This window comes from Natronomonas sp. (genome assembly GCF_036625485.1).
Classification (GTDB): domain Archaea; phylum Halobacteriota; class Halobacteria; order Halobacteriales; family Haloarculaceae; genus Natronomonas.
On record NZ_JAZKTR010000062.1, the window covers coordinates 1 to 13,600 of the forward strand.

Sequence of the window (13,600 nt, forward strand, 5' to 3'; positions counted from 1 at the left end):
CTGCCGCGCGCGCCACGCTCTCCTCGTCGATCTTCACTTTCGCGCCGGCCTCGGGATCGGTCGGGTAGCCGGCGGGGACGGCGTACTTGCAGACCGTCGCCTGATTCGAGAAGGTCAGTTCGGGCAATTCCTCACCGTCGCGGGCGGCCTGCAGGATGGAGACGAAGTCCGTCTCGAGGACGGGCAGGGTGTTCATCGCCTCGGGGTCACCAAAGCGGGCGTTGAACTCGACGACTTTCGGCCCCTCGTCTGTCAGCATGAACTGGCCGTAGAGGATGCCTTTGTAGTCGGGCATCGCCTCGACCACGGCGTCGATGACTTCGACCGATTCGGTGTAGTCGGCCTCCGTCATGAACGGCAACTCGAAGGTGGCGTCGCTGTAGGAACCCATGCCGCCGGTGTTCGGTCCCTCGTCGCCCTCGTAGGCGCGCTTGTGGTCCTGTACGGCGGGGGAGACGCGATACTGGCCGTCGGCGACGAAGGCCTGAATCGTGAACTCCTCGCCGACGAGGCGCTCTTCGAGGACGAACTCCTCGTAGTCGCTGTCGAGGACGTACTCGATGCCCTCTTCTTCGGTGATCTGGTCGCCGATGACGCGGACGCCCTTGCCGCCGGTGAGGCCGCGGGGCTTGATGGCGAGGTCCCCGTCGTACTCGCGGATGTAGTCGGCGGCCTCCTCGGGGTCCTCGAAGGTGGCGAAGTCGGGACAGCCCGGAACGTCGTGTTCGGCCATGAACTCCCGCTGGAAGGCCTTGTCCGTCTCGATGCGGGCCTCGGCTTCCTGCGGGCCGAAGGCGTAGACGCCCGCCGCATCGAGCGCGTCGGCGACGCCCGCGTTCAGCGCGGATTCGGGGCCGATAGCCGCCAGCGTCGCGTCGACGTCCGCCGCGTAGTCGACGATGGCATCGGCGTCCGTCTCGCTGAGTTCCTCGAACCCTTCGGCGAGCGAGGCGATGCCGGGGTTCCGGTTCGACGCACAGGCGTACAACTCCGCGTCGGACGAGTCGTCAACTGCGCGGGCGATAGCGTGTTCGCGGCCGCCGCCACCGACGAGCAGCACGGTCTCGGTCATACGCGTATGCGACACGCATAGAAGTGTAAACGTTGCTGTTCTCGCGGCCGATTGTATTCAAGTTCGTGGGTATAACGACGGACGGGCCGCTACACTCGCTCGTCGAGCGAGTAACTGCCGCCGACCGACCAGAAGAAGTCGTGGTCGCCCTGTCGTTCCTCCTCGCAGACGCCGTTCACCGACTGAACGCCGTCGACGCTCCCGGCCCACTCCACGTCGTAAAAGCCCCCCTCCCGTCGCTCGCTGTTCGTGTCGATACCGCTCGTCGTTCCGTTGAGCGGGAACCGTCCGGATGGTGGCGACCCGAGGCTCACCTCGACCTCGCCGTCCGACCGGGAGGTCGAGGCCGCATCGGTGAGGACGCCGTCCCGAAGCGAGACGCTCGCCGAGAGGCTCGAAAGGGTGACGTCCCGGACGAGGCGGTCGTCACCGCCGTCTGCGGCCGCCCACAGCCAGTAGCGATAGCGGTTCTCGCCGACCGCGTAGGCCGCGACGCTGGCGTCGACGATGAGCAGGGGTGCGTCGGGATCGACCTCATCGGGGTCGAGGCTGGATTCGGTACCGCCGGGCTGGCCGGGCGTCTCCCGGGAGACGACCAGCCGCTGGGTGTAAGCCGTCTCGAGGTCCTCGGGCTGTTCGGCCTCCAGCCCCCAGACCCCGTTGTCGCCGTAGCGGTCCGCCATATCGTCGACGTAGGTAGAGAAGGCATCGGCGTCGAGCGCGCGGTCGACGGAGGGGTTCAGCGCCCAGTTCGTGCTGGATTCCAGTCGCGTCTCGCGGCGCGTCACCCGTTGTTCGATACAGCCGGCGAGGCCGGCCGCGGCGAGCAAGCCGCTACCGGCACGCAGCGCGTCTCTGCGGGAGAGCTCCATGTTCGCCCACTCTGTCCGGTGACTCAAATAACCCGCTATCGAGCGGCGGGGCGCCGCCGCGGTATCGACTCGTCCGACCCACACGCGTTGGCCGGCCCGAACGCCCGGTTCAGTCGACTTTATGCCATAGAGTACCAAACATTACATGGCATGTCCCAGCAAGTCCAGAAAGAACTCGAGGTAGACCAGTACACGCTCGGCCTCGTCGGCCCGGAACAGGAGTGGGCGGGCACCGTCGCCGACGGTGGCACCGTCCGGACACACACCCCGCCGGCCTGCTGGGGACCGATGATCACGCCGGAGTTCCGTGGCGGCCACGAGGTGACGCGGCCGATCCGCGTCGACGGCGCCGAACCCGGTGACGCGCTCGTCGTCCACATCAACGACGTCGAGGTGACGAGCGTCGCTACGAGTACGGGCAGTATGGCCGAACGCGAGGGGGCCTTCGGCGACGACCCCTTCGTAGACCACGTCTGTCCGGAATGCGGGACGGAGTGGCCCGACAGCGTCGTCGAGGGCACCGGCGAGGACGCGATCCGGTGTGCCGACTGTGGCGCCAACGCCTCCTCCTTTGGCTTCGAGTTCGGCTACACCGTCGCCTTCGACGAGGACCGCTCGGTCGGCCTCACGGTCGGTCCCGAGGGCGCCGACGACCTCGCCAACCGCGCCCACGAGGCGATGGCCCTCCCCGAGAACTCCCGACAGCACCCCATCCTGTTGTACAAACCCGACGAGATACCGGGGACGCTCGGTCATCTACAGCCGTTCATCGGCAACATCGGCACGACGCCGTCCCGGGAGTTCCCCGACTCCCACAACGCCGGTGACTTCGGACAGTTCCTCATCGGCGCCGACCACGACTGGGGGCTCGAAAGCGAGGACGAACTCGAAGCCCGCACCGACGGCCACATGGACTCCAACGACGTCCGGCCCGGCGCGACGCTCATCTGTCCGGTCGAGATCGAGGGTGCGGGCCTCTACGTCGGCGACCTCCACGCGAACCAGGGCGACGGCGAACTCTCCCTGCATACGACCGACGTCAGCGGGAAGACCGAACTGGAGGTCGAACTCGTCAAGGACGTCGGCCTCGACGGCCCGCTGCTGTTGCCCAACGAATCCGACCTGCCGGATATCGCCAGGCCCTACACCGACGAAGAGCGGGAGGCGGGCGCCGAACTCGCCGACCAGTACGGGGTCGACGACGTGCGGGATGCCGCGCCCGTCCAGTTCATCGGCAGCGGGGCGACCATCAACGACGCCACCGACAACGCTTTCGAGCGCGCGGGCAACCTCTTCGGTATGACCGAAGGTGAGGTCCGGTCGCGCTGTACGTTCACCGGCGGCGTCGAAATCGCTCGTCTGCCGGGCGTCGTCCAGCTGTCGATGCTGGCACCGATGGACGTACTGGAAGCGTGTGACCTCGCCGAGACAGTCCGCGGGAAGTACGGCCTGTAGGCGACCCCGAACGCGATCGCGCCGTCGTCTCCGAGCGCCGACGCGTCGGGGGCGTCCCCATCTCTTATAAACCCAACCACCCACCCTTATATAGGATACACCCGGCAACTACACGCATGGATCGGACGCGAGCAGTCCTGCTGGGGCTTGCCGCCGTACTGCTTGCGATGTCGGTCCTCCTCGTGTCGCCGTTTCTGGATTACGTCTTCCTCGCGATACTGCTCTTCTATCCCCTTCAGCCGCTGTACGACCGCCTCACCGAGTACGCTCCCCCTCGAATCGCGTCGGCGATGCTGGTCGCCGGCACCGTCATCGTCGTGGTCCTGCCAGCGTTGCTCCTCCTTCGGACGACAGTCCGGAACGTGCGGTCCATCCTCTCGCGAATCCGGAGTGGCGAGATCACCTTCCGCCAGGTGGAAGCCGAACTCGCGGAACTCCTCGGTACCGAGGTAGACATTGCGGGCACGCTTCAGACCGCCGCCCGCGAGATACAGTTCGGTGCCATCGACGGGGTCCTCGGTGTGTTCGGCGCCTTCACGCACATCGTCATCGGACTGGCCCTGACGATGTTCATACTGTTCTACCTGCTGACCGATACACCGAAACTGTCCATCTGGCTCCGAGCGACGATTCCCCTTCCGCAGGACATCCAGGCGGAACTCTACGGGGAGTTCGAGGATATCATGTGGGCGGTACTGATCAGTCACGTCTTCATCGCGGTCGTACAGGGACTCATCGCGGGACTGGGGTTCATGGCCCTCGGCATCCCCAACGCCGTCTTCTGGACCGTCATCATGGTGATTCTGGCCGTCCTGCCGATCATCGGCTCGTTTCTCGTCTGGGGGCCGGCGGCGGTCTATCTACTCCTGACGAACCAGCCCACCGCAGGCGTCTTCCTCTTCGTCTACGGCACCCTCGTCGTCGGTCTGACCGACGATTACCTCCGACCGATCGTCGTCGACCGATACACCGAAACCCGACTCAACCCGGCGGTACTCATCGTCGGCATCCTCGGCGGCGTCTACGCCTTCGGCTTCATGGGTATCTTCTTCGGCCCCGTCATCATCAGTTCGCTTCGGGCCGTCCTCGACGTCTACCGCCGCGAGTTCGGAATGGAAGAGGGCCAGCCCAACTGACCCCCCATCGACGCCGTCAACCGCCCTGCATCGCCGGGAACAGTTGTAGTTCGGCGTCGTCCGGACAGGCCGTCTCGCCGTCCACGTTCTCGCCGTCGAGGGTGACCCGAACGCTCGCTCGAACCTCGCCCTCGTCGTCGAGGAGCCGCGACCGGGCGCGCGGATACGCCTCGACGAAGGCCGCTATCGCGTCGTCGACCGTTTCGGGGTCGGCGTCGAGAGAGACTGTTTTGGCGCCCGTCGCCGCCCGCAGTTCCCCGTAGACCGTCAGCTCCATACGCTCCCTTGGGCGGCAATCCTCAAGAACACCGCCCCCGGGACTATCCTGCCGGACCCACCGCGTTTAGTAACGCGGAGAGTGTACTACGGATATGGAAAATCGCCTCGACGAGGCCGCCTCGCCGTATCTCCAGCAACACGCCGACAACCCGGTCGCGTGGCAGCCGTGGGACGAGGAGGCCCGCGAACTCGCCAGGAAGCGGGACGTGCCCATCTTCCTTTCTATCGGCTACGCCGCCTGCCACTGGTGTCACGTCATGGCCGACGAGAGCTTCTCGGACCCCGATATCGCCGAGAAACTCAACCAGGACTTCGTCCCCATCAAGGTCGACCGCGAGGAGCGCCCGGACGTCGACAGCGTCTACATGACCGTCTGCCAGCTCGTCACCGGCAGCGGCGGGTGGCCCCTCTCGGTGTGGCTGACGCCCGAGGGCAAGCCCTTCCAGGTCGGCACCTACTACCCGCCGGAACCGAAGCAGGGCATGCCCGGCTTCGGGCAGGTCCTCGACGACATCGCGACCTCGTGGAAGGACCCGGAGGGACGACAGAGCCTCGAAGACCGGGCCGAACAGTGGACGGACGCCGTCGAGGGCCGCCTCGAAGAGACGCCCGACCAACCCGGCGACCCACCGGATTCCGAGTTCATCGACGCCGCCGCCAGCACCGCCGCCCAGAACGCCGACCGCGTCCACGGCGGCTGGGGCCGCGGCCAGAAGTTCCCACAGCCCGGTCGGGTTCACATCCTCCTGCGAGCGTACGACCGGACCGGCAACGAGGAGTACCGCGACGTCGCCGTCGAGACGCTGGACGAGATGGCCTCGGGCGGCCTCTACGACCACGTCGGCGGCGGCTTCCACCGCTACTGCGTCGACCGCAAGTGGACGGTTCCGCACTTCGAGAAGATGCTCTACGACAATGCGGAACTCCCCCGGGCCTTCCTCGCGGGCTACCAGTTGACCGGCGACGAACGCTACGCCGAGGTGACCCGCGAGACCTTCGCGTTCGTCGAACGGGAACTCACCCACCCCGAGGGCGGCTTCTATTCGACGCTCGATGCCGAAAGCGAGGACGAATCCGGCGACCGTGAGGAAGGCGCCTTCTACGTCTGGACGCCCGAAGCGGCCCAAGAGGCCGTCGACGACGAGCGCGACGCCGAACTGTTCTGTGGCCGCTACGGCGTCCACGAGGGCGGTAACTTCGAGGAGGGCCAGACCGTCCTCAACGAGTCGGCGACGCCCCACGAACTCGCCGCCAAGTACGATATGGCCGTCGACGACGTCGAGGACCGCATCGAACGCGCGAAACGGCAGGTCTTCGAGGCTCGCGAGGAGCGGTCTCGCCCGCCGCGCGACGAGAAGATCCTCGCCGGTTGGAACGGCCTCATGATCTCGGCGTTCGCGGAGGGCGCCGTCACGCTGGACCCCGAGTACGCCGCGGCGGCCGAGGAGGCCGTCGACTTCTGTCGGGAGCAGTTGTGGGATGCCGACGAGCGCCGACTGAATCGGCGCTTCAAGTCGGGCGACGTCGGCATCGAGGGGTATCTCGAAGACTACGCCTTCCTCGGCCGTGGCGCGCTCGACACGTATCAAGCAACAGGCGAGCGCGAGTACCTCGCCTTCGCGCTCGAACTCGGCCGAGTCATCCGCGATTCGTTCTACGACGAGGACGAAGCGACGCTCTACTTCACGCCGACGGGCGGCGAATCGCTCGTCGCGCGGCCACAGGAGTTGACCGACACGTCGACGCCCTCCAGTGCAGGCGTGGCCGCCCAACTACTCGTGGCGCTCGACCACGTCGCCCCCGACGAGAGTTTCGCGGCGGTGGCCGAATCGGTCATCCAAACCCACGCCTCGAAGATCGAGTCCAGCCCGTTAGCGCACGCGGCGCTGGTGCTTGCGGCCGACGACAGCGCGGTCGGCGCCCTGGAGTTGACCATCGCCGCCGACGGCCTGCCGAACGACTGGCGTGACGAACTCGCATCGACGTATCTGCCGACTCGCTTCATCAGTGTCCGCCCGCCGACGGCGGACGGTGTCGAAGCATGGGCCGACGAACTCGGCTTCGATTCGGTGCCGCCCATCTGGGCGAACCGCGAGGCCCGCGACGACCGGCCGACGGTCTACGCCTGTCGGAACTTCACCTGTTCGCCGCCGAAACACGACCTCGCCGAGGCGCTGGCGTGGGCGGCGTCGGGCCTGTAGCCAGCCTCGGAACTACCCGCGTTTCTCCAACGCGATATCCGGCCGGTTCGTTATCAGGAGGTCGATGTCGAAGGAAAGCGCGTCCTCGATGTGGGGTTCGGTCGATGCCAACTCCCAGATGCCAGGGTCCATCTCGCTTCTGTTCGCCTTCTCGACGAACCAGTCCAGCCCGTAGGGGACGTAGTGGCTCAATACGAGCGAACTGCCGGCCTGCCGGGCCTCTGAAAAGAGGTCGGGATGCGGGGCCCCAGCGAGGAAGCCCCGGTCGACCGGCGGGTCGTCGAGGGTATTCAGTGCCGGAATGCGGAACGACGTCAGCGTGGTTCGGTCCACGAGGCCGAACTCCTCGACCAGCGCGAGGGTCTCCTCGGTGTAGCCCGTCTTCTTGAGTTCGAGGAACAGCGACAGCTCCGTCCCCGAAACGACCCCGAGTGCTTCCCGGAGCGTCGGGATGGGTTCGCCGTCGACGCGCACGTCGGCCAACTCCTCGGCCGTCGTGGTCTCGACGCGGCCGCTGGCGTTCGTCGAGATATCCAACACGGGGTCGTGGAACAGGACGAGTTCGCCGTCGACGGTCCGCCGCACGTCGAGGGCGACGCCGTCGGCGCCGAGTTCGTCGGCCAACCGAACGCCGGCTATCGTGTTCGGCGCCTCCAGCCCCGCGACGCCACGGTGGCCGACGATAGCCGGGTTCGCGAGGTCGGCCCCCTGATGGACGACCGGGAACGCTCCCAACGCCGCCACGCTCGCGCCGGCCGTCGTGAGCAGTCGGCGACGCGAGACAGTCTTCGTGGTGCCGTCGCTTTCCGTCATAGTTTCTCTCCGGTATATCGGGGAATAATCGTTGGAGGCGTTTTAAGCGATACGGGATTCGAGTCGCTCGGCGAGATACACCGCGATCGGTACGTCCCCGTCTTCGACGAATCGTGCGAGTTCGTCGCCACTGTCGACATCTTCGACCACCACAGTCGGAATCAACTCGATGCCGTAGGTATCAACTTTCGGGCCGGTCTTCGAGCCGTCCTCGGCCTTCTCGACGGGGTAGTGTTCGACGTTCTCGACGCCGGCGGCATCGAGTGCGGCGCCGAAGTCGGGCAACTGCGAGCGGCAGTCCTTACACCAGTCGCCGCCCCAGACCTTCACGACGATGTCGTCGGCAAGCGCCTCGAAGACGTCGACGGCGTCCTCGTACGAGTCCGCATCCCAGACGGGATTCGGACGCATCGTTTCCAGTTCCATATCTACCGATTCGTCGCACGCTTCTTAAGGGCCGCGCTACGGGCGGAACTCGCTCACGAGCGGTCACTCCAGCAGGTCGACGAGGACGTCCCGATGACACCGCTTGTCGTCGGCCTCGAAGCAGACCAAGACGAGGTCCTCGCCGTCTCGGAGGCGCTCCCGCAGGGCGTCCAGCGCCGCCGCTGCATTCGCGTCGGTATTTATATACTCTCGATAGCGCTCCGCGAAGTTCGTCTCCTCCCACGCGGCGTTGTGGGCGCCGGTTTCGCACATGCCGGCCATCGCGAGGTCCTCCTGTCGCCGTTTTGTCTCGTCGAGCAGGTCCTCGGGCGGTCCCAGTTCGGGATGGTTCTCGTCGACCGACCCGTGAAACCACCCGGACGGTCGCCGAACGACGCCGACCGCCGTCGCCCCGCCGAGGTCCACGAGGTCGTGTTGGATGGCGGCGACGTAGGTTTCGGAGACGGTACCGGCCATGAGTGATACTGGCGGCCGAGGCGGCAAAAACTATGCGCGGCCGTACCACTCGTCTTCGAACCGTTCGAGGAAGGATTCGAGGAACTCGTGGCGGGATTCGGCTACCTCGCGGGCGGCGTCGGTGTGCATCTCCTCGCGGAGGTTCAGCAGTTTCTCGTGGAAGTGGTCGATGGCGGAGGGTTCCTCGGAGTCGGGCGTCCACATCGGCCGGTCGTGGGCGCCGGTGTAGGCGAAACAGCGTGCGACGCCGACGGCGCCCATCGCATCGAGGTTGTCGGCGTCCCGGAGGAGGTCGACCTCGATGCGGTCGCCATCTCGCTTGTCGTCTCGAAATTCATATTCCTCGTGGAGCGAGACACAATGGAGGACCGCATCGCGCTTTTCCGGTGGGAAATCGGCGGCCGCGAGGACGGCCTCGACCTCCTCCAGCGACTCCTCGGGGTGGACGAACTCGCCGGCTTCGGCGCCCATCGCGCGGTGGATGTCGTGGGTCAGGGCGGCGGCGCCCAGCACTTCGCGGTCGGCGTGGGGGTAGTCGTCGGCCAACTCCATCGCGGTATGGAAGACGCGCCAGCCGTGGGCGACGTTGTGTCCCGTCGAGTCGTCGCCGACCCACATCGCCATCTCCTCGGCGATGGCCTCGAAAAGGGGGTCGACACCGTGAGGGGCCTCGGGGGCCCGAGCGTCGGCAGGATCCATATTCGGTGGTTCGCCGCGGCCGTCTTCAATCCCTCGTCAGCGGAACGGCGTTCAGGACGATGGACAGCGGTAGGTCCCGAAGTCGGTTCGGGTTCGCTCGCCAGTGTGGACGCTCTCGTGGACGAAGGTGATCTCGACTTCGGTGAGGCGTTCGCCGTGGGTCTCCGCGCCGGTTCGACAGAGGTAGTGGGCGAACGCGGCGATGCGACGGTCGCTACCATGCTGGAGGCCGATCAGGTACTTGCGCCACCGCGCGTTCGGATAGGTGTCGGCGATGTGGTCGGGCCGTCCGAAACTCGTATCGGCGTGGGGGTAGACGTCGACCGTCTCGCCTGCCGCCGTTTCGCCGGTAGTGACGTACCAGCCGTCGTTGGCGGGCGGGTTCGGCGCGAAGAGTTTCCAACTGTGTTCCTCCGGTTCGACGGGCGACTTTTCCGGGGTCGCCACGGCGCCGACGGCCGCGACCTGCCACAGCAAGCCGACGACCAGAACGAGCGCCGTAGCGACCGGCAACGCCCGTGCGGCGCTCCGCCGGAGGCCGGCCGGGAGCACGGCGATGGATGGCTGGACAGCGGCGTCGATTCGTGGCCGGGAATCGAGCCAACCGCCGATTCCGTTTATAAATGGTCCGACAGTCCCCTCCACGTGGTCCCAGACGACAGGTGGTAAAAAGACCAGCAGGCCGGTGAGCATTGCCTCGGTGAAGAGGCCGAGGTCCATCGTGAGTCGCATCGCCAGATGCGCGCCCATATAAGATGCGACGAGCGTCGCTCGAAGCCAGCGCCGGGTCAGAATCAACAGCGGAGAGGCGACGAGCATCGCGACCCACAGCCAGTTGATAGCGACCAGAAGCGTCGTGAACTCGCTTATATACGGGCCGAGGAGGACCACGAACCGCTCGACCTGGAAGATCTGTGGGACCGCCCGGCCAGCCATCCACGCGTCGCTCCGGAACTTGAAGACGGCGTTGGTCGCGTAGATGAGGACGACCTGCGTCAGAAGCGCCGCCGTGCCGAAGCCGACGATTGGGGTGTTGGCTGTGGTGTCGGTTCCATCGCTCGCCCGCGCGTCCAGCGACCAGCGTCGACCGAGCGGGAGGAACAGGGCGACGAAGAGGACGACCAGAAGCACCGTATCGCCGCCGTTGAGGATGTAATAGTTCCGCGCCTGCAACGAGGCCAACAGGAGCCACGAGGCGACTGCCGACAGTCGCGTCCGGTAGCCGACGGTCAACAGGAGCGCGAAGCCGAAGGCGACGGTGAAAAGCAGCGCCTGCCACCATAGCGCGCCCGAGAGCGTGTGGAGCGAGATACGGGAGAGCGTCGGGTAGAGTTCGGCGTGAACGTCTCTCGGAAGGACACCCGCGTCGGTATAAAAGGCAGAGAGGTCGCGCGCTCGCAGGAGGAGGTCAGCACACAACAGCAGGCCGACGTAGATGCGAAACGCCGCCAGCGCGCGGGCATCGATGCCGACGCGTTCGGCGAGCGCCGCACGGACTCGGGAGCCGTCGCCCATGTCTGCCGGGGTTTCGGGCCGCAACGAATATCTCTTGTGGGGCGGCTGTCGACGGCGGCAGGAGTTCCCTCCTTCACGGGGGTCTTATATTGGGGTTGCCAACGTCCGGTCAATGAAACGGGGTATTCTCGAAACCGTCGGCTCGCCGCTGGTGCAGGTGCAATCCCCACCGGGGTCGACGATCGCCGCCAAGATCGAATCGAAGAACCCCGGTGGGTCCGCCAAGGACCGGCCGGCACTCGCCATGATCGAAGCCGCCGAGGAGGCAGGCGACCTCGAACCCGGCGACACCATCGTCGAACCGACCTCCGGTAACACCGGTATCGGCCTGTCGATGGTCGCCGCCGCGAAGGGCTACGACATCACGGTCGTGATGCCGGCCTCGAAATCGCCCGAACGCCGCCAGATCATGAACGCCTACGGCGCCGACCTCGAACTCGTCGAGGGCGACATCTCCGCCGCGAAGGACCGCGCCGACGAACTGGAAGCAGAGCAGGGCTTCGTGCAGGTCCGGCAGTTCGAGAACCCGGCCAACCCGGATTCGCACTACCACACGACAGGCGCCGAGATCATCGAACAGGTCGGCGACCGTACCGTCGATGCCCTCGTCGCGGGTATCGGCACCGGCGGCACCATCTCCGGGACCGGCCGCCGACTCAAGGAGGCGTTTCCCGACATGGAAGTAGTCGGCGTCGAACCCAAGGGCAGCGAGGTCCTCACTGGGGGAGAGACCGGTGAGGATAGCTTTCAGGGGATGGGCCCCGGCTTCGTCTCGCCGAACCTCGACCGCGAGTTGCTCGACGACGTGGCGGTCGTCGACCTCGAATCCGCCGAGGCGGAGTGTCGACGCCTCGCCCGCGAGGAGGGGATTCTGGTCGGCCAGTCCTCCGGTGGCTCCCTGCTCGCCGCGAAACGGGTCGCCGAACGGCTCGCCGAGGAGCGCGGCATCGACCCCGAGACCTGCCCCGGGCCGAGCAACGACGTGAACGTCCTCGACGAGGCGGCCCCCGACCACGAGCCGATCCCCGATGAATGCCCCCTCGTCGTCACCGTCTTCTGGGACTCCGGGGAGCGATACATGTCGACCGGGATGTTCGACGAACCGGAAGCATAGAACCGTCCGAAGTCCACTGGCGTCTTCGCCGTCGGTCTACTGTCCGCCGCTCTCGTCCGTTTTCTGCGGAGTCGCGGTGGGTGTCCCCGTCTCTTCGGCAGTGTCGGTTTCCTCAGCGGTCTCGGTCTCTTCCTGCGTTTCCGTCTCCTCCGTAGTCTCGGTTCCTTCCGGCTCGTCGCTTTCGCCTTCGTCGACTTCCTCGACTTCGACGTCCTCGTCGGCGACGCCGCTCTGTGAGATCACGGGCGTCAGATTGTAGCTGTTCTCCTGTCCGCGCTTGACGACGTTGATGTCGAAGACGAAATCGACCGATTCGCCCTCGCGGACTTCGAACGGTTTGGTTATCTGGAGTTTCTCGCTGGGAACCTTCACCTCGGCCGGTTCGCCGTCGACGATACCCTCGGTCCCCGCCACGTTGAGTTCCACCTTCTGGTAGGTCCCGGGTTCGAGTTCGCCGTCGAAGACCGGCATCGCTCGGTCGCCGACTACCTGCGTGAGGTCGACCGTGGCGTCGTCGAGGTCGAGGGTGTAGAATCCGCGATCCGGTTCGTCCTCCTCGTCGGACTCGGCGTCCTCTTCGTCACTTTGGTCGTCTTCCTCGCTCTCGTCGTTCTCCTCGGTCTCCGTCTCAGTCGTTCCTCCGTCGGCCATCCCCTCGGTTTCGGTCGGCTCCGCCGTTCCGTCAGGTGTCTCCGTCGCGGTTTCCGCTGTCTCCTCCGTTTCGTTCTCGTCGTCCTCTTCGCCTCCCTCACCGCCATCGAAGATGCGGGCGCTGTCGAACGTGACGTCCAGTCGGTCGAAATCCCCGATATCCGCCGGGGCGTCGCTAATCAAGAGTCTGAAGGCGCTGCCGCTCTCCGTGTCGTCGTCCGACCCATCGGAATCCGTATCCGGTTCGTCGCTCGATGGTGACCCACCAACACAGCCGGCCAGCAGCGCTGCACCGAGACCGCTGCCGACGGTGAGGACCTCTCGCCGCCGATAATCCTCCGGTAGGCGGTTGATGATGCGTCGTTGGCTCGGCCTGGTGTCTTCGTCTTTCATTACTATCATTTTCCGATCGGCAGGGAAAAGCCCGATGGCCGATGTGGCAACCCTGCCGGGATTCAGTCGGCTCCACCCGTTCGAATCGGTCCGGGCGTTGCGCGCCGAACGGTCGACGGAGGATAGCGGAACTGCTATTGACTCGGAGTCGGTGGTTCTGGTTCCATGTCCTCCAGTTCCCCGAACGCGAACGATATCGACCTCGGACTCGGTTTCACCGTTGGCCTCGAGATGCCGTTCGACGACGCCGTCGAATGGGCTGCCGCCGAGGACTTCGATTTCGTCGAACTACTGCTCGATGGCCCGTACGCCCGCGAGCGCATCGCCCACGATCAGGAGGCAATGCGCGAGACGCTCGCTGAGGCCGGTCTGGATATCGTCGTCCATCTTCCCTTCGCCGTCGATCCCGGATCGCCGTTCACGCCGGTCCGGAACGGCGCTATCGAGGAACTCACCGCCGGGATGGATTTCGCCGCCGACCTCGCCGCCGAGAAGGT

Annotated in this window: 14 protein-coding genes; 5 read left to right on the forward strand and 9 right to left on the reverse strand. The window is 66.0% G+C overall.

Annotated elements, in window-relative coordinates; genetic code table 11:
• On the reverse strand, positions 1-1,072 hold a 1,072-nt coding region (gene purD, locus V5A53_RS07870; RefSeq protein ID WP_332313044.1), incomplete at its 3' end, for a phosphoribosylamine--glycine ligase.
• Positions 1,073-1,161: 89 nt separating this feature from the next.
• Complete coding sequence (locus V5A53_RS07875; protein ID WP_332313045.1) at positions 1,162-1,944, reverse strand: hypothetical protein; 783 nt, start codon at positions 1,942-1,944, stop codon at positions 1,162-1,164.
• Positions 1,945-2,094: 150 nt separating this feature from the next.
• Between V5A53_RS07875 and V5A53_RS07880 the strand changes: the two genes are divergently transcribed.
• Positions 2,095-3,399, forward strand: a complete 1,305-nt coding sequence (locus V5A53_RS07880; RefSeq protein WP_332313046.1) for an acetamidase/formamidase family protein — start codon at positions 2,095-2,097, stop codon at positions 3,397-3,399.
• Positions 3,400-3,515: 116 nt separating this feature from the next.
• The gene (locus V5A53_RS07885; RefSeq protein ID WP_332313047.1) at positions 3,516-4,535 is read left to right on the forward strand and encodes an AI-2E family transporter; all 1,020 of its coding nucleotides are present in this window, start codon (positions 3,516-3,518) and stop codon (positions 4,533-4,535) included.
• Between the two features lie 16 nt (positions 4,536-4,551).
• Here the strand turns inward: V5A53_RS07885 and V5A53_RS07890 are convergent, their stop codons facing one another.
• Positions 4,552-4,812, reverse strand: a complete 261-nt coding sequence (locus tag V5A53_RS07890) for a ubiquitin-like small modifier protein 1 (protein WP_332313048.1) — start codon at positions 4,810-4,812, stop codon at positions 4,552-4,554.
• A gap of 94 nt (positions 4,813-4,906) precedes the next feature.
• On the opposite strand from V5A53_RS07890, the gene V5A53_RS07895 reads away from it, so the two are divergent.
• Entirely contained in the window at positions 4,907-7,015 is a 2,109-nt protein-coding gene (locus V5A53_RS07895; protein WP_332313049.1) for a thioredoxin domain-containing protein, read from the forward strand.
• A gap of 12 nt (positions 7,016-7,027) precedes the next feature.
• On the opposite strand, the gene V5A53_RS07900 is transcribed toward V5A53_RS07895, so the two are convergent.
• From V5A53_RS07900 to V5A53_RS07920, 5 genes are all read right to left on the reverse strand, one after another.
• Positions 7,028-7,828: a glycerophosphodiester phosphodiesterase gene (locus V5A53_RS07900; protein WP_332313050.1), complete on the reverse strand. Its 801-nt coding sequence runs from the start codon at positions 7,826-7,828 to the stop codon at positions 7,028-7,030.
• A 42-nt stretch (positions 7,829-7,870) separates the two neighbouring features.
• Entirely contained in the window at positions 7,871-8,254 is a 384-nt protein-coding gene (locus tag V5A53_RS07905) for a thioredoxin (RefSeq protein WP_332313051.1), read from the reverse strand.
• A gap of 63 nt (positions 8,255-8,317) precedes the next feature.
• Positions 8,318-8,731, reverse strand: a complete 414-nt coding sequence (locus V5A53_RS07910) for a DUF488 family protein, N3 subclade (protein ID WP_332313052.1) — start codon at positions 8,729-8,731, stop codon at positions 8,318-8,320.
• Positions 8,732-8,761: 30 nt separating this feature from the next.
• Positions 8,762-9,430 carry an HD domain-containing protein gene (locus tag V5A53_RS07915; RefSeq protein WP_332313053.1) on the reverse strand — a complete coding sequence of 223 codons (669 nt, stop codon included), beginning with the start codon at positions 9,428-9,430 and terminating at the stop codon, positions 8,762-8,764.
• A 51-nt stretch (positions 9,431-9,481) separates the two neighbouring features.
• The gene (locus tag V5A53_RS07920) at positions 9,482-10,945 is read right to left on the reverse strand and encodes an HTTM domain-containing protein (RefSeq protein ID WP_332313054.1); all 1,464 of its coding nucleotides are present in this window, start codon (positions 10,943-10,945) and stop codon (positions 9,482-9,484) included.
• Between the two features lie 112 nt (positions 10,946-11,057).
• Here V5A53_RS07920 and V5A53_RS07925 point away from each other — a divergent pair, with 112 nt between their 5' ends.
• Positions 11,058-12,059, forward strand: a complete 1,002-nt coding sequence (locus tag V5A53_RS07925) for a PLP-dependent cysteine synthase family protein (protein WP_332313055.1) — start codon at positions 11,058-11,060, stop codon at positions 12,057-12,059.
• Between the two features lie 36 nt (positions 12,060-12,095).
• Here V5A53_RS07925 and V5A53_RS07930 read toward each other — a convergent pair whose 3' ends face one another.
• Positions 12,096-13,103, reverse strand: a complete 1,008-nt coding sequence (locus tag V5A53_RS07930; protein ID WP_332313056.1) for a DUF4382 domain-containing protein — start codon at positions 13,101-13,103, stop codon at positions 12,096-12,098.
• 165 nt (positions 13,104-13,268) lie between these two features.
• Here V5A53_RS07930 and V5A53_RS07935 point away from each other — a divergent pair.
• Positions 13,269-13,600, forward strand: a 332-nt coding sequence (locus V5A53_RS07935) for a TIM barrel protein (protein WP_332313057.1), incomplete at its 3' end; no start/stop codon positions are given.

What these genes read in the sequence shown, in the direction of transcription:
- V5A53_RS07875 (WP_332313045.1), bottom strand. Translation starts at nt 1,944, where the DNA reads ATGGAGCTCTCCCGCAGAGACGCGCTGCGTGCCGGTAGCGGCTTGCTC.
- V5A53_RS07880 (WP_332313046.1), top strand. Translation starts at nt 2,095, where the DNA reads ATGTCCCAGCAAGTCCAGAAAGAACTCGAGGTAGACCAGTACACGCTC.
- V5A53_RS07885 (WP_332313047.1), top strand. Translation starts at nt 3,516, where the DNA reads ATGGATCGGACGCGAGCAGTCCTGCTGGGGCTTGCCGCCGTACTGCTT.
- V5A53_RS07890 (WP_332313048.1), bottom strand. Translation starts at nt 4,812, where the DNA reads ATGGAGCTGACGGTCTACGGGGAACTGCGGGCGGCGACGGGCGCCAAA.
- V5A53_RS07895 (WP_332313049.1), top strand. Translation starts at nt 4,907, where the DNA reads ATGGAAAATCGCCTCGACGAGGCCGCCTCGCCGTATCTCCAGCAACAC.
- V5A53_RS07900 (WP_332313050.1), bottom strand. Translation starts at nt 7,828, where the DNA reads ATGACGGAAAGCGACGGCACCACGAAGACTGTCTCGCGTCGCCGACTG.
- V5A53_RS07905 (WP_332313051.1), bottom strand. Translation starts at nt 8,254, where the DNA reads ATGGAACTGGAAACGATGCGTCCGAATCCCGTCTGGGATGCGGACTCG.
- V5A53_RS07910 (WP_332313052.1), bottom strand. Translation starts at nt 8,731, where the DNA reads ATGGCCGGTACCGTCTCCGAAACCTACGTCGCCGCCATCCAACACGAC.
- V5A53_RS07915 (WP_332313053.1), bottom strand. Translation starts at nt 9,430, where the DNA reads ATGGATCCTGCCGACGCTCGGGCCCCCGAGGCCCCTCACGGTGTCGAC.
- V5A53_RS07920 (WP_332313054.1), bottom strand. Translation starts at nt 10,945, where the DNA reads ATGGGCGACGGCTCCCGAGTCCGTGCGGCGCTCGCCGAACGCGTCGGC.
- V5A53_RS07925 (WP_332313055.1), top strand. Translation starts at nt 11,058, where the DNA reads ATGAAACGGGGTATTCTCGAAACCGTCGGCTCGCCGCTGGTGCAGGTG.
- V5A53_RS07930 (WP_332313056.1), bottom strand. Translation starts at nt 13,103, where the DNA reads ATGAAAGACGAAGACACCAGGCCGAGCCAACGACGCATCATCAACCGC.